A 16253-nucleotide genomic window follows, 5' to 3' on the forward strand; every position below is an offset into this window, starting at 1 on the left:
TTTCAGTTGAAAAGATCGTAAAAATTATACTTTAATGTACGCCAAATCTGAAAGGATTGCTCACCATCCAGATTATGATCTCCATCATAAACCGTATAATATCGGTTTCCTACTTGTTGAATATCTAAATGATGCATTCCCCGATTGAACCACTCCACCTCTGGTACATCTTGTAAAAATCTCTTTTCTACAAGTTCTAAAGATATTGTTTGTTCAGACTCTTTCAATTTGTAGATCGAGATTCCAGAGCCATAACCAAAAGTACGATCCTGAACAGGTAAGCACCAATCATTTTGAAACTTAAAAAAGCGGCCGCCGGGGCGAGTCTCATTTCCCTTACGACCATTAAATCTTTTCGATTCTTTCCATTCCCCGTGCAACGAATCACTCTCAAAAAACAGCTGATTCATATGATCGTCTACCGCTACCATTAGATTTTTCTCTAAAAGAATTGTTGCATCTTTTAAACTGCGGTTTTTGATCAAGGTGTCTGAAATTTCCCATTTCACAGGGAAATCGTCGGCTTTATAGAGCAACACATTTCCGCTTTGCTTGGTTTCCGGCAACATGTAAATTTCGTTTTCATGCCTGAAAACCTGAGGATAGGAAATATGGAATTCCTCATCTATAACTACTCCTTCGTACTTATAATCCATGCCGTTAGCAGAAGTAAACAGCGCAATATCTGCATTACGCTTCCCTTTTAATTCCACAAACAAATAATAGGTATTATTTTCATATATGAAAAAAGGATCGGCAATATAATTACCTTCAGAATTTAGAAATGTATCCACCTCGGCATAAGTGATCAAATTATTTTCATCTATATTCGGTTTTTCCATAGGTGCGCTAACAAATGAAAATCCTACAGACCATCTCCCAATCTTGCTTGTAAAGAAGGGATAGTTATAATTCAGAAATAAAATTCCGGAAACGATAATAAAAAAAAAGGCCAGTAGAAGCTTTTTCATTGATAGCTTGTAGGTTTTGGGGCATTAATAAATAGACTGAACCATCCACTTAAACGACCTGCAGCTTCAAAGAAAGCTTCTTTTTTAATTTTTGAGGTAAGAACATTGGAGAACCTAATGCTAGTAAGCAGCAAAGCGGTGGCATGCCATTTTAGTGTAGCTTTTAAAGAGGGATTGGAATATTTAACACGCCAGACATAATATCCATTACGCAATACCATTTTACCGTATTTAAAAACATCTGGCCTACCAGCGGTATCATGATGATGCTCTAACCTGGCCGCAGTATTTACAAAAAGCTTTCCCTTTTTGGCCAGTCGAAGGGAAAAATCGGCATCCTCGTAAAGTCCGTAACCTTCAAAATATTCTGAGAATGACATTTCTTTGAAAATACCCGTTCGGTAAGAAGATATTCCTCCCATCATCATTTCCACTTCGTAGATCTTATTCGAGGGAGGTAGAAATGCAGTCGAATATCCATGAGAAAAATCGGGCATCATTCCTGGTGCTTTATCTGGAGCAAGTCCAAATTTTCGACGCATACCAAACCTCGAGCCTTCCACTCTGCTCCAACCGTCGTAGGTAAACAGGTCTTTATCAGTTTCATCAGCATCTTCAACTTTCTGCCAGTCTACATCATTACTGATATATCCTGAAACTGCCAGAGCTTCAGGTTTAAGAATAAAAGTTCCAATAATTTTGCGGAAATAGTCTTTCTCCAGGATAACATCATCATCCAGAAAGCAAACAATATCGCAATCTGTATTAAGTCTTTTTATTCCATAATTTCGCTGCCTGGTCAAACCTCGATCATGTTCATCAACCTTAAAATATTCAAGATTAAGAATTTGATTCGCTTCTAGCATCTTAGCCGTATTATTATCAGGCGATCCATCGATGATTAAGATACGATCTGGATCGAGTGACTGAGTTTGTACAGATCTCAGCAACCTCAGCAGGGACTCTGCTCTTTTATAGGTGCAAACAATCAGGTTAAAATTCAGTTTTGCTAAGTTCATCTTTATCTACTTGTGCTATTGGATTGTTGTTGCAGTTCCATAGCTTTCTGCTCGCTGATCTCCCATCTTCTTTCCATCACTGAAAAATACCGTATTGGATTTCTTACCGACTGCCTGGAATAGAATTTTAAAAACAAATTTACTTTATATCCTCTCCGCATTATATTGTTATAATGTCTATTCACCAACAACATAAATGTTGGAGAAGGCTTAGGTTTTTGGGAAGAGACTATTTTTTCATCCTGCATAACATATCTGAATCCTCCTGAGGCAACTTTAAGATGTTGTAAGATAATTTGAGAATGATATATGATATCACAACCCAGTTTTCTCAATTTCATCCCATAATCATTATCCTCTCCAAATCCATGTTCAAAAGCAAGTGAGAAACTAACTTTCTTAGCAAACTTAGAGCGTACAATAGAAGCTCCGGAAGCAAAAACTCCCCATTGTTTCATCTTTGAAAATTCTGTTTTTTCTCCGAGCTGCAACGTGTTTAAATTCAAAGCGTCAATATTTAGTTTTCGCATCTCTGTAACTGCTTTGGACAGCATATCGGCTTCAAAACGAATATCATCATCTGCAAAGAAAACAAGATCTGATTTAACTTCTTTCAATGCTAAATTTCTGGCATTACAGGCACCTGTCTGATTGATAAAATGGTGTATGATTTGAAACGGCCATTCTTCCGTTTTCAAATAATTCAAATCTGAACTGGAGTTAGAATTTGGATTCTGCTCAACAATGATCACTTTTTCAGGTTTCATTTGCTGATTTCTGAGATCGAACAGAACATTTTTCAGATGCTGCGGTCTGCCCAGTGTGGGAATGATCACATCGATTTTTTCTGAATCAGGAATGTTGTTGGATTCTGGTAACTCAGGTTGGGGCAGATCTACATTCAGGGGGAAATAAGATGTTTTAAATAGAGCCTTCAGCAACGAAATCAAAGGGAACTTTCTTTCATATTTCAGAAAACAGAAGAACAAGATGAGAAGCCTAACTTTTTTGTAATGCTGACCAACGAAACTGAAAAGAACTGAAGTATTTCGAGTTGGTAGTTTTTTATTCTCTAGCTTACTTTGTACGAGAGCCGGATCACTATAACAAAAAAGAGAATTTTGCTGACCAGTTTTCGCCATGGAATTCAGCAAATAACCAAAGCTTTTAATATGTTTAAATGTATCCTCAAATTGCTGTGCTGTTTTTCCATAGATGCCTCCAACATCGGTGCTCATTCTCCAGGTTGGATATCTCACCTCCAGCTTTGGATTTACAAAAGGAAGTTGGTCCACATAGCCGATCTCATCTCCGATAAAATAATTCGCAACAGGATGAGACGCCATGATTAAAGAGTGCGGGAAAATGTGAGAAATATTATGCTCTTCAAACTGTACGCTGTCCTCTTTCCATATAATGAGATCCTCAGGAAATTTGTGACAGAGTTGCCAGAAAACCTGGGTGAGATCAACAGCAAAATTACTCAGTTCCTCAGCATTTCTGCTCACACTAACTAATTCCTCTGCCCTATGATGACTGATAATAATCACTCAGTTGATCTTTTTAAAACCTTTTTATAATAATTCAGGTTTATTCCGGCAATTATTGAGGACCTAAACTCCTCCTGAATTTTATTCCTGGCTCTTAATCCCATCCTTTTCCGAAGATTCTCATCTTCCAGCAATTTCAATATTCTTTGAGCAAACGCAATGTGATCTTGGGGATGCTCCATAAATCCAGTTTCTCCCTGAACCATAATTTCATTGGCCCAACCGATGTTTGAAGTTACCATGGCCTTCTCCATAGCCATTGCTTCAAGCCAGGTCATGGGAAAAGCCTCAGCAAAGCTTGGCAACACCACAACTGTCGACTCTTCCAGCAAACCAATTATAGATTGATAATCTACCTGTCCCAAATATCTCACATTTTTGACGGCTTCTGGAATAAGTATAGATTGAAAAACTTCCCAGGTACTTTTATGAACTTGAAAATCTGTTACATCTTTGCCGGCAATTACCAGTTTTGTCTCAGGATTTTGAAGGACAACCAGGTTAAATATCTCGGCTAGCTTCAAAAATCCTTTTTTTCGAATAAGACTTCCAAAATAAAGAAGTTGTTTAGTTTTCGGCGTCTTTGTTGAAGCTTTAAATTTTTCAGCATCAATCCCGTTTGGAATAACATGGTAAGTTCTATCTAATCCAAAAATCTGCATAGTCTTTTTTCCGGTAAAATCACTAACAGAAACTATATGATCTGCATTTCTTAAAGATTTTTTTTCGAACCAATGATTTTTCCATTTCTGTTTCCTTCCTTCCAAATCGCAAAAATAAGCATCGCTGCCATGAAGTCTTATCAATAAAGGAACTTCTAAATTCATAAAAGCAGTGATCCCAGTCCAGTCAGCTGCCTCAATAATATCTATATTTTCTTTTACTGCAAGATCGTTTATAGTTTTTTCCAAATACTTTCGGTATCTATACCAACCTCCAAAGGCATAATTTTTCTTAGCGACCAGGTGAAAATTTAAATTGTTCTTCTGGAAAAAATGATCCTTTTTCTGATCATAAACAATAATGCTCACCTTAATCCTTTCAAATCCATTTAAGGCCGTAGCCAGATTCTTAATACTGGTGCCAAGTCCCCCGGAATTTGAATCAGGAAGATCGGGATATTCAGGGGTTAGAAAAGCAATATGCATGATTTAGGATCACAGGTTTAAAAGGGCCGCGTGGTCGCCGACCATTTTATCAAGATAATAGTTTTCTTCCACTACTTTGTGAACAGGTTTTGAAATAGTCCTTTTCTTCGAAAGTATTTCCTCGATAATTTTTGAAAGCTCCAGCACATTTCCGGCTTCAAATATAAATCCATTCTGTCCATCAACGATAACCTCTGTATTTCCTCCTACCGTAGTGGTAATCACCGGAACGTTGGAAGCCAGGCTTTCCAGGATAGATAAGCTGAAACATTCCATATATGTTGGCTGAAGCATATAAAAGTAATGCTGAAAAAGATCTGGCAGATCTGGTGAACTTCCTTTAAAATTGAAATGCTCTACCAAATTCCTTTTTTTTACCATCTCCTTCAGCTCCTGTTCCATGGGACCTTCACCGAAAATATCGATTTCAATCATGTTTTTAAATTCTGTCGGCAGGATAGCTACGGCATGGATCAGATCCTGTATTCCTTTTGAAGGTCTTAAATGCGAAGCCACAATAAATTTTCCAAAGTTTTCTTCAGCACGTTTTTTATAAACATCTGTATCAATACCATTGTAGATCACTTCAGTTTTAGAACGAAGCCCGTGACCATAATCGTTGAGGATCTGATTTCGGGTATATTTTGAAACTCCGATAAAGCGATCGATATATTTTGAATTAAGACTGCCTTTCAGTTTATTTTTCAATCTCTTATTTAATGGAAAACCGTTTAAGGGTCTTGGGTTATGATCAACAGAAATGACATATGGCTGCCCATTGTTCTTAACCCCTCTAAAAAACGACGTACACAATTCTACAAAATGAGTCACTACAAAGTCAAATTCCCGCTTTTCTTTTCGCTGAAACTTTAAGAAGCAATTTTCTACTGAAGAGTCTCGGCAAATTTCAATGTCCAGATCTTTATAAAAACTAAATCGCTTACCGCTAGAAAAAAACCATTTGACGACGCATCCATGCGCTTTACATTTTCGATCATAAGCAACAAAAAACCGGTCCATCCCGCCTATTCGGGAAGGATTCAATTTGTAATTGCATACTACCGCCACCTGCTTCATACCAGTGATTTTAAAGCTTCTGCAATTCCTTCACTGGTATTTTCAAGGGGTTTACCAATCTGCAGCTTGATAAGCTCGCGTTGCACTGTTAATCTCGCCTCGGGATTTTCCAGACTAAAATTTATCGCTTCGATCAATTCTTCAGCAGTTTTAGCAATTGCTACGGCACCGCTTTCCACCACTCGTTCGTAATGAGCATATTTCAGAAATCGCTGATCATCATAAAGTCCGTTTTTCGTATTCCCAAATACCGGATTAATGACAGGTTTATCGAAAAGCATAAAATCAAGGCTCATGGTAGAACACATATTGATGCCAAGATCTGCATATTCCAGGATCATGCGCAGGTCTTCCAGATCTGTCTTGGTAGGAACACGCTGGGACCACAGCTCTGCATGATCCTGCCTGGTTTGTTTCCATTGCGGATAGTTCCATTTTATAAATGAAAATTTCTCCGCTACATATCGAAACCTGTCCGGCTCTTCCGCAGGAGATGTACGAACCAGAAAGTTTACTGATTTATCTAATTGATTGGTTTGAATAGCTTCCGCAATCGTTTCGATATAAATTGGATCATTGGCGCTAGTGGAGACATCACCACAACTAAAGCAAATGGTGCTTAGATCTTGATCTAAATCAAAGCGCGTGGCAAACTCTTCTTTCGAACTGCTGTATTGATTCATCACATAAGGTTCAAATTGTGGCGTTCCTACGATACTGATCTGCTCTTTGGAAACTTTCTTATAAAACTGAAGGAGTTCACTTCTCATTAGATCGCTCCAGACAAGATAATGATCAAAATCGCCAGCCATTCTGCCTTTTGAAGCCAGGTTATCCCAGCTAAAAATAAAACTACAGGTTTTAATCTCCTTTTTTTCTGCTGCAAAGATCAAGGGTGCAATATAAGGCGGGCGCTGATGGGTGAAAAACAATACAGATGGATTTAGCTCCAAGAGAGCTTGTTCAAATATTTTGACTTTCTCCGATTTTGCAAAGCTCTTTTGCTGAAGCCGGTAATATTTCCCGATCCATTTTTCAGAATGTAATTTTACGGTTACCTTGTAAATTAGCCTGGTAAGTTTCGCTCTTCTGGAAGAACCACCGTTGTAATTGGTCTTCAAATTATCCTGAATCCCGAAATTGCCAGCGGCATTGTTACGAAGATGGGCGATTTCCTTGGCTTTTCTAAAGAACCAGGTTGTCCCTTTTTCCTGGGTAGTGGGAAGTTCAAATACGATGATTTCAGAAGAAATAACATCCTTGTAGGTCGCTTTTGGAAGCGCAGAAAAGATTACTACTCTTGCAAACTTTTGCATTGCTTGTTCCAGAAAATCGCTGAGTATAAAATTTCGAAATCCTACCCCGTCAGTGATCACCAGGCCAAGGGTTTGCTGACAAGTTTTTGAATTTCCTTTATGGGTGGTATTTGCAGACATTCGCTAGATTTCCTTGAATTGTTTCTGATGATTTAAATCCCATATCTGCTTACTTTTTAAGGTATTCAGAAATAATACAGCGCTATCTCCTTTACCGAACTCTATCGAAGCATCAAACGCTACACTTTTAGTGGCAGATGATATAGCCTTCAGAATTTCTTTTTTACTATAATCTATATTGATTATTTCAGAATTTTTGCTTCGGTTATTTTGCCTGCTCCCAAGATTGATCGCAGGAATATTATAAAATGGAGCTTCTCTTACACCTGCACTGCTATTACCTATGATGAATTCACAATTTTTAAGTAAGCTTAGAAAATATTCGAATCTAAGGGAAGGAATTATCCTGAAGCGATGATCTGGTTTGAGTATACGATTATATTGGGAAATGATCTTGGAACTTCCAAGATCATTGTTAGGATAAATTACGACAAAGTTTTTATCGCTCTCCTGAAGAGTATCCATTAGCACATCTAGTTGATTTTGTAGTTCCTCAATTTCAGTAGTAACCGGATGGAATAGTAGTATGGCATATTCACCAAATTCAATTTCATAATAATCTTTTACGGTTTGAATATCTGGTAGTTTTTCCGAAGCCATTACATCAATATCCGGCGAACCTATCTCAAAAATCGATTCCTCAATTTCGCCCATTTGAATGAGACGATTTCCGGCTTCCTGATTAGCCACAAAATGGATATGGCATAATTTGGATACGCTGTGTCGCAACAGTTCATCTATGGTACCAGAGATCTCACCACCCTCAATGTGTGCAACCAGGATATTATTTAAAGAGCCTACAATTGCCCCGGCTAAAGTCTCTATGCGATCTCCATGTACTACGATCAAATCTGGATGAATCTGGGTGGCGTATTGTGAAAGACCCTCGATGGTTTTTGCCAGGCTGAGATCCATCGTCGTTTCTTTCGTTTGATTCTGAAATGTATGAATATTGGAAAAGTTACAGCGTTCTATTTCCAGAAGTGTTAACCCATACTCGTACTGCATATGCATTCCAGTTACAAACAGGAATACTTCAAATCCTGGTTCCTGTTCGAGGATCTGGATTAGTGGTTTTACTTTACCAAAATCAGCTCTGGTCCCGGTAAGAAATAGCACTTTTTTCATTTTAAAACTTTGGTTTAAAATCGATAATATCATCAGGTTGTAGCTGGCGATCATTGCTAATATTTCTCGAAGCTTTTTTTCCTATAACTTCGTTGAAAGCAGAGGCGGCAATCCCCCCTTTTCCCGGTCTTTTTACCCAGATATTATCTTTGGTGAAAATTTCGCCTTCTTTTACAGGCTGGATAGTACAAATGGAAGCAAAAGCAAAATCTATGGTTACCTGTTCTTCTTCAGCAGCTTTTTTGGTTCCACCTCTCATCAGAGCGATTTCTGAACTATCAATAATTAAACGTCTACAAGCTTCTTCATCCATACTACAGGCGATATCGGGACCGGTTCGATGCATATGATCGGTAAAATGTCGTTCAAGGATCGATGCTCCTAAAGCAACTGCTGCCAGACAGGAATTATTATTCAGCGTATGATCAGAAAGGCCGAAAACCTTTTTAGGAAATGCTGCGCTTAATTGCTGCATAGCTCCAAGTCTTACCAAATGTGGTGGAGTTGGATATAGGTTGGTGGTATGAAGCAAGGCCACAGGAACCTTGGCCTTATCAAAAATAGCAACGGCCCTTTTAATAGCTTCGATATTATTCATACCGGTGCTTAAAATAACAGGTTTACCGAAGTTAGCGATATGTTCCAAAAGAGGATAGTTATTGCATTCACCACTGCCAATTTTAAAGGCCGGAACCTCAAAATTTTGTAATCTGTTAGCTGCAGCTCTTGAAAATGGAGTACTTATAAAGATCATCCCTTGCTTTTCCACATAATTTTTAAGCTCAAGTTCATCTTCTTCATTTAATGCACAACGCTTCATGATCTCGTAGATGGAAATATCGGCATTTCCCGGAATAACTTCACGGGCTTCACTACTCATTTCATCTTCCACAATATGAGTTTGGTGCTTGATCATTTCTACACCAGCCCTCCTGGCCGCATCTACCATTTCCTTGGCAACTTTGAGAGAACCCTCGTGATTGATCCCTATTTCTGCAATAACCAAAGGCGGAAAATCCTGGCCAATTTTACGACCTGCAATTTCAATTAAAGGATTCATTGATTATCTATTCTGTTGATTAAAAATTCAGCATAGTCGAAATCTACCTGTTCATCTATGTCTACCTCTGCGAATGGGTGATCTACAATGTAAGGAAAACTGTTTTCATCCATTAATTTTCCATTCTTTATCATATCAGCTTTGGCAATATAAAGAAGTCCGTTTTCATAATAAAGCGGTTCCAGCTCTTGACTTCTTTGACCAAAGGTATAATTGAATGGCTTAAAATTATCGTTTTCAATTTTGCCGAATTTTCTATGATTTCTACTTACAGTAAAAAGACTTTCAGAGTTTGTATCCAATATAGTTTTCCAGCAATCAATTAAAAGATTTTTCGGCCTTAAAGGATTTGTTGGTTGCAGCAGAATAACACAATCATATTTTTCTTTTATATTTTCCAGAACATGAATTAAAACCTCCAGAGTCGAAGTGGTATCTTTTCCAAGGTTAACAGGACGTTCTATAACTCTAAGATTCTCGTTTTTTGCTATATCAATGATTATGGAATCATCTGTACTAATAATTATCTCATCGATAATTTCTGAATTAATCCTGGCATAATTAACACTGTGCCAAAACAAGGGTAAACCTCCCAGCTCCTTGTAATTTTTACCCGGTAGTCTTCTGGAGTATTTTCGTGCAGGAATGATTGCGAGTGTTTTCAAAATTATTTTAATTATTTGGCGACCAGTAAATTTGAGTGTTCGATAAGCCTTTCCATTTTCTAAACTCTTTTTGAGTTAATTGATTCCTTTCCTTCAAAATGTTATCTAAGTTTAATAATATTCCGATCATTGATTTAAATAGACTTATCAAAACCTTCGAGTCTCTTTGAATCCAGGCTTTTTCAAACTGTTTAACAATCGAATAAAATATCAGTCTAGCTGCATTTTTGGTAGGATAGAAAAGTAAAATATTAAACCAGTCAGCTTTTAATGCGTTGCTTCGCCGTCTGTAAAAATCCTTGTCTTTTTGTCTCTTGATATTATCTACCCGATGGTTAATTAAAATTTCTGGCACGTAATGTATTTCCCAGTCCTTCTTCAAAAGCTGAAATGATGCAAAATTTTCTTCGCCGTAGAATTTAAACCATTCCGGATAACTTGGAATTCCACGCCAGGCATCCATACGCCAAATATGACCGCAGCCAACAAAACTTTTTACTCTTTTAGAATTCTCAGAATGATTAAAATTTGAAGGCAAACTTCTACCCCAAAAAATCCTGAAGGCGATTACTCCACATGAAGGATGCTTTTCAAAATACTCTTTACATTTCTTTAAAGGCTTTTCGCTTATTAGACTGGCATCATCGTCCAGGCTCATTGCAAATTTTGTCCGGACTTTAGACATCAATAGATTCCTGTTGAATAAATACCCCATTCGTTTTGAGTTTTGAAAAACCCTGATCTTCGGAAAATTATTTTTTAAATAATTGAAAGTTCCATCGCTTGAATTATCGTCACAAACCAGGATTTCTACATCTTCCCCAATTTTTTTATCAATAGAAGATAATGTAACTTTTAATTCCGAGATGCGATTTCTGGTACTAATTAGAATTGAGCAGTCCATCAAATACAGCTTTCCATTATACTTTTCAAATTTTCTTTAGATAGATAAAACTCAAGATCTCGTCTTTGCATTTTGCATTTATTGACAGTCCATTGATAGTATAATTCTTCCAAAATCATTGTAAGTCGTTCTAAGTCATCTACCTCCACCGAAAACGCATAATTTTCTCCTAACAATCTCCTACATTCACTTTTTTTTGGTCCGATGTGAAGAATCGGCCTTTCAGCATTGACGCAATGTGGGAACTTACCAGGGAGAAATGGACTCAAATTTCCTTCAAATTCTAAAATCACGTTTACACTTGCAGCATTTTGCATGGCAAGGGCATTTGCATAAGGTAAGTTAGGATAAAGTTCTAAGGATGGAATTTCATTTTGGTATTCCACTATAGTTGACTTGTGATATGAATTATTTCCAATAAAAACTAGTTTGCTCTTCTTCGCGGCATCTGGATTTTTTCGCAAAAATTTTGAATATGCGACAAGTAGTGACTCCGGGGACCTTTGTTTCATAAGTGTCCCTGCGTGAAGAATAATAAATCGATTTTGAAAATATGATGGTACTTTACCTATTAAATTTTGCTGCTGTAATTGATGAGGAATAATCACTCTTTTATTCCTAAATGAATGAAAATGCTCTTCCATCCATTCCGCCAGATATAAAGAAGGATAAGCAGCCCATCTGCATTTTTCAGACACATTTTTGAAGAATCGAATTTTCTGCTCAAAACCGGGTTCAGACCATTTATAAGGTTCAGGATAGTAATGAAATGGATAAGGATCATGAATATAGGCCATCCAATTGTGATGAAACTCGGGCAAGTTCAGTAGGGCGTAATGAGGACGAAAACTTGCGCCTTTACTAAGGGTCAGTACCATATCATAATCACTAGGGTCGATCCTGTCTAATTCTCTTTCAATGCTTTTAGCATCATTGAAAAAAGTAAAACTAAAGCCAAATTTCGGTTCGAGTTGTTTTGCCAGGTTCCAGCCAAACCAATGTTGAATCTTTCGTTGAAACCTACTAAGAAAAAAAATTAAAGAACTTCTGTTTTCCGGTATGCTACGACACTCTAACCCGTCAAGCTGAATGTCTATTCTGGTATAATGCAATATAAATAGCTCACATCCCGCATGGTTTAAACTACGAATTAGAGCCACATTAGCTTTGGAACCACTACTGTCATCAATATTGATAGATTCAGCTATTACCAGAATGCGTTTAGAAGGCAAAAGTTCAAATTTTGGTAAAGCTATTAAATTTTAAAAGAAGAGAATGCTTTTAAGACCAGATATCAGTGATATAAGCGATTATATTATGATTCTCTTGAAATTATCGCGCTTGCCAAGCTTCAGAGCCACTTATTTTTCTCAAAAAAATCTACGATACGCATAGCTGCTCGCCCATCCCCAAAAGGATTCGGAGTATTTTTAAAACCCGCAGTGTTTTGCAGAAGCTTCATGGCAACTTGAAGAATTTTCATCGAATCAGACCCGGTAAGCATAGAGAAACCAGCTTCCACAGCTTCGTGCCTTTCTGTAAACTCACGAGTTACGATTACCGGTTTTTTAAAAGCAGGAGCCTCTTCCTGGATTCCGCCGGAATCACTGATCACCAAGTCACAACGTTTTAAAAGTGCCAGCATCTGGTCATATTTAACCGGAGGTAATAGTTTTATATTTTTATATCCACGTAGCCTTTGTTCTACCACGATTTTAATATTCGGATTCAAATGTACCGGAAATACAATAAGCAGATTCTGGTCTCGAGCAAGTTCAACCAGAGCATGACATAGCTCCTGCATTCCCTTACCAAAATTCTCACGACGATGTCCGGTTACAAGGATCATCTTCCTGAATTTTTCCAGATTAAATCCAAATTCACTTAAAAAATCAAAATTCTGGATTTTCTTTTCTATCAGTTTCAATGCGTCCACCACCGTATTCCCAGACTCACAAATCGAACCTTGATCAATTCCTTCAGAAACCAGGTTTTTTGTTGCCTTTGATGTAGGCGTAAAATGATAATTTGCCAACCTGGTGATAAGTTGCCGGTTGATCTCTTCTGGGAAAGGTGAATATCGCTGGTATGTTCTCAACCCAGCTTCGATATGTGCTACTTTAATTTTACGATGAAAAGCCGCTTGTGCTACAATCGTCGCAGTAGTAGTATCTCCCTGGACCATCACCAAATCTGGTTCTACGTTATCAAATATTTTATCAATTTCACTAAAAATTTTTCCACTTAGGGTATTAAGACTTTGATCCGGTTCCATCAATTGCAAGTCAAAATCCGGTTGTAAAGAAAAAGTCTCCAGCATCTGGTCCATCATCTCTCGGTGCTGGCCGGTAACACAAATGAGCACATTCATTTTCCTTTTTTTCATTTCCAGGATTACGGATGCCATTTTTATAGCTTCCGGTCTTGTGCCAAAAAAGAAAAGATACTTTTGTTTAGTAGTTCTCTGCATTTTCCAGTCCTATTGTCTTAAAATAATGCTTTTTCAAAAGTTTATGAAGTAGAATTTTTCTTAAAAGTTTACCTATATAAATTTTGATTTTACTGGCTGGTCGCATCGGACTAAGACTAAAATTTTTGATATAAGGATTGGAATTTTTATCATCGAGCTTTTTAAATTCCTCCTGCATCCAATCTTCTAACGTATTCCCTAGATGGTAAGCGAAATTAGAAATAGTAGATAATCTTAGAAAGCCAAGGTCTTCATTCGGTTTATCTATAAATTTACTTTCTACGCCTCCCATAATTTTTAAAAAAGCTGGCTCTGTAGTGCCTTTATCAAATACTTCTCTCCTAATAGTTGCAACAAAGTGGCCAGCTCCCATCACTGCCTTTGATTTTTTGTTTTCAAGAATCATGTATTTTTGAAGGTGCTGTTGATTATAAAGTTTCACATCATCTCCTAAGCTATCTTCAAAACGCTGCATAGCTTCCGGTTGCTTGACATTATGAAATTTCAATTCGGCATTACCCAAAAACCCTTGAAAAAAATTATTGGCTGTGTAATATTTATATAGAACACTATTTGGAACAGGACTTACAGTTCCTGCATTCGGAAAATCGATAAAAATCTGTTCAATATTCTCTTGCCAATTATGCTTAAAAAATACATCAGAATCAGAAATCGTAATCAAAGGCTCCAGATTACCTTTAACTGCAGCGAGAATACCATTTATTTTACCCAGGTTTTGTTTTGAATGAAATACCTGATCTACAACATCATATTTCAAAAAAATTTCGTCAATGTATTTCTTAACATCAGGATGAGAGTTATTATTGTAAATGGTAATTCTTGTTTTTGTGTGGATGGTTTTAATTAATGATTCCAAATTAAGTCTAAAAATTTTTAAACCATCCTTGAAATAATCATCCAGTTCTGGAATAAATACTGGAACCACCACACGATGATATATCTCCGTATGCAACTCTTTTTTAAATTTTTCGGGATTAGTCCCTACCCTCATAATGATTAATTAAACTTTTAATACCATGGTCCAAACTTATCAAATCTCTGTTTAATATACCTTTCATTTTAGATATATCTGGACAGCGTCTGGCCATATCACCTTCAGCTAAGGGCGGTAAAAATTCAATTCTGCTACCAGATTTTGAAATTTTAATAATTTTTTTTGCCAATTCAAGAATTGAAATTTCATCATCACTACCAACATTTAATAGTTGGTTTTCATAATTAGGATCTTCTAAAGTTCGCAAGGTAACTTCTACATTGTCTTCTACATTACAAAATGTTCTTGTTTGAGAACCATCACCATATATCCTAATTGGCTGATCTTTAAGAGCTGCTTTAATAAATCTAGGAATCACAAAATCTTCACTTTGATTTACACCATAGGTATTGAAGAACCTGAATATCGTATAATTTAAACCGTGTTCTTTTTGATAGGATTTAAAAAAAGATTCTCCCACGTTCTTAACGATGGCATAAGGAAGTTTGGAATTAAGTGGTGTGGTATTTTCTTTTTGCGGAATTTCAAAAGGCTCTCCATAAACTTCGGAGGAACTGGCGTAGAAGACTCGTTTAACCCCAGTTTCTAGAGAATAATGAAGAATATTCTTTATTCCTTCAATATCATTTAAAACCTTTAAAGGGTTGCTCAAAGTTCTTTGTACCCCAACCATGGCCGCATAATGAAATACATAATCAAATTCAAACTGATTAAAGAGTTCCTCTACAAAAATCCTTTCATTTACGTCTCCCTTGATGAAAATTAGATCTTCACTCTCTACAATTTTTGACCTTTTACCTGTTAACAGATTATCAACGACAACGACCTTATAATTTTTATCTGATAAGGCTTTAGCCAAAGCACTTCCAATATTGCCTGCACCACCTGTGACAAGAATAAAATTTAATTTTTCCAACCTTTTTTAATTTTTTTGATTAAGGGAAAGAATCTGATATATAGACTGTGTTTTATCTTATAATAATATTTCAATTCGACAAATATTCCATACTGCTTGAATAAAAAACTATAATTTTTAATAATATCTTTTTCAATTTTATTATAGTGCAAGAAAATTTTTAATAAACGCCATTTGAAATAAGAGTAATGAGCAATATTGTTGACGTTTAAACTAGCTTGTAAAAGCTGATAACTATAAATTTTTGCTAATAGATTAGCCTTAGCATTTTTAGATGTTGTAATTCTAGAGTAATTATGCTCTCTATATAAGACATAACAATTAGTAACGTTCAGAAATTGATCAGCTTCCGCTATTAATCTTCCAAAAAATTCAATATCATCGTTAAGAGATAACTTTATATTCCATAGTCCCGCTCTTTTGATCATAAGCGAGGGAGTTAATAAAGAATGTATTGGAAGAAATTTTAAATTTTCACGTAATTTTACAAATAATTGTTTTGCCTCAAAACTTTGATTAAAATCAAAGACAGAATTTGTTAACGATTCCTTTCCACAAGAATAAATTACCCAATCACACAATGCAATTGCCCTTAAGTTAGTTTCCTCCAGAACCTTTACTTGATTGGAAATCTTTTGCTTAGATAATAAATCATCATCATCCAGCCATTGAATATATTTGCCCGAACTTTTTAGAAATCCATAGTTACGACATGAAGTTACACCTTTAGGAAATTTTTGAGGTCTTTTAAAAAATTTTAAACGACTATCGCTCTTAATAAGTTCATTAACTATTTTCTCAGTCCCATCTTCACTTCCGTCGTCGACTATTATACATTCCCATGATTTGAATACCTGATTCTTGACTGATTGAATTGTTTCCAATAATAGTTCT

15 protein-coding genes are annotated in these 16253 nt (G+C 36.5%); all 15 read right to left on the bottom strand.

What is annotated here, in order from left to right; translation table 11 throughout:
• Nucleotides 1-2: 2 nt before the first annotated feature.
• The 15 genes from T8I65_RS12000 to T8I65_RS12070 all read right to left on the bottom strand — a co-directional run bounded on the left by T8I65_RS12000 (nucleotide 3) and on the right by T8I65_RS12070 (nucleotide 16243).
• The gene (locus T8I65_RS12000) at nucleotides 3-971 is read right to left on the bottom strand and encodes a hypothetical protein (RefSeq protein WP_322300826.1); all 969 of its coding nucleotides are present in this window, start codon (nucleotides 969-971) and stop codon (nucleotides 3-5) included.
• On the bottom strand, nucleotides 968-1990 hold the full coding sequence (locus tag T8I65_RS12005) for a glycosyltransferase family 2 protein (RefSeq protein ID WP_322300827.1): 1023 nt from the start codon (nucleotides 1988-1990) through the stop codon (nucleotides 968-970). The genes T8I65_RS12000 and T8I65_RS12005 overlap by 4 nt, the downstream gene beginning before the upstream one ends.
• A 2-nt stretch (nucleotides 1991-1992) precedes the next feature.
• Nucleotides 1993-3540, bottom strand: coding sequence for a glycosyltransferase family A protein (locus tag T8I65_RS12010; protein WP_322300828.1), 1548 nt, complete (start codon nucleotides 3538-3540; stop codon nucleotides 1993-1995).
• On the bottom strand, nucleotides 3537-4688 hold the full coding sequence (locus T8I65_RS12015) for a glycosyltransferase family 4 protein (protein ID WP_322300829.1): 1152 nt from the start codon (nucleotides 4686-4688) through the stop codon (nucleotides 3537-3539). Before T8I65_RS12015 ends, T8I65_RS12010 begins: the two co-directional genes overlap by 4 nt.
• A gap of 9 nt (nucleotides 4689-4697) precedes the next feature.
• Nucleotides 4698-5765: a glycosyltransferase family 4 protein gene (locus T8I65_RS12020; RefSeq protein ID WP_322300830.1), complete on the bottom strand. Its 1068-nt coding sequence runs from the start codon at nucleotides 5763-5765 to the stop codon at nucleotides 4698-4700.
• Complete coding sequence (locus T8I65_RS12025; RefSeq protein WP_322300831.1) at nucleotides 5762-7201, bottom strand: hypothetical protein; 1440 nt, start codon at nucleotides 7199-7201, stop codon at nucleotides 5762-5764. The genes T8I65_RS12020 and T8I65_RS12025 overlap by 4 nt, the downstream gene beginning before the upstream one ends.
• 3 nt (nucleotides 7202-7204) lie before the next feature.
• On the bottom strand, nucleotides 7205-8329 hold the full coding sequence (gene neuC / locus T8I65_RS12030; protein WP_322300832.1) for a UDP-N-acetylglucosamine 2-epimerase: 1125 nt from the start codon (nucleotides 8327-8329) through the stop codon (nucleotides 7205-7207).
• A 1-nt stretch (nucleotide 8330) separates the two neighbouring features.
• Nucleotides 8331-9389, bottom strand: a complete 1059-nt coding sequence (locus tag T8I65_RS12035) for an N-acetylneuraminate synthase family protein (RefSeq protein ID WP_322300833.1) — start codon at nucleotides 9387-9389, stop codon at nucleotides 8331-8333.
• Nucleotides 9386-10054: an acylneuraminate cytidylyltransferase family protein gene (locus T8I65_RS12040; RefSeq protein ID WP_322300834.1), complete on the bottom strand. Its 669-nt coding sequence runs from the start codon at nucleotides 10052-10054 to the stop codon at nucleotides 9386-9388. The genes T8I65_RS12035 and T8I65_RS12040 overlap by 4 nt, the downstream gene beginning before the upstream one ends.
• A gap of 7 nt (nucleotides 10055-10061) precedes the next feature.
• Entirely contained in the window at nucleotides 10062-10958 is an 897-nt protein-coding gene (locus tag T8I65_RS12045; RefSeq protein ID WP_322300835.1) for a glycosyltransferase family 2 protein, read from the bottom strand.
• Nucleotides 10958-12190, bottom strand: a complete 1233-nt coding sequence (locus T8I65_RS12050; protein ID WP_322300836.1) for a UDP-glycosyltransferase — start codon at nucleotides 12188-12190, stop codon at nucleotides 10958-10960. The genes T8I65_RS12045 and T8I65_RS12050 overlap by 1 nt, the downstream gene beginning before the upstream one ends.
• Before the next feature lie 119 nt (nucleotides 12191-12309).
• Complete coding sequence (gene wecB, locus T8I65_RS12055) at nucleotides 12310-13344, bottom strand: non-hydrolyzing UDP-N-acetylglucosamine 2-epimerase (protein ID WP_322300837.1); 1035 nt, start codon at nucleotides 13342-13344, stop codon at nucleotides 12310-12312.
• A 67-nt stretch (nucleotides 13345-13411) separates the two neighbouring features.
• On the bottom strand, nucleotides 13412-14377 hold the full coding sequence (locus tag T8I65_RS12060; protein ID WP_322300838.1) for a glycosyltransferase family A protein: 966 nt from the start codon (nucleotides 14375-14377) through the stop codon (nucleotides 13412-13414).
• Nucleotides 14378-14423: 46 nt separating this feature from the next.
• Entirely contained in the window at nucleotides 14424-15359 is a 936-nt protein-coding gene (locus T8I65_RS12065; protein WP_322300839.1) for an SDR family NAD(P)-dependent oxidoreductase, read from the bottom strand.
• Nucleotides 15347-16243, bottom strand: a complete 897-nt coding sequence (locus tag T8I65_RS12070; protein ID WP_322300840.1) for a glycosyltransferase family 2 protein — start codon at nucleotides 16241-16243, stop codon at nucleotides 15347-15349. The genes T8I65_RS12065 and T8I65_RS12070 overlap by 13 nt, the downstream gene beginning before the upstream one ends.
• Between the last annotated feature and the right edge of the window lie 10 nt (nucleotides 16244-16253).

The organism is Christiangramia sp. OXR-203 (assembly GCF_034372165.1).
Lineage (GTDB): Bacteria > Bacteroidota > Bacteroidia > Flavobacteriales > Flavobacteriaceae > Christiangramia.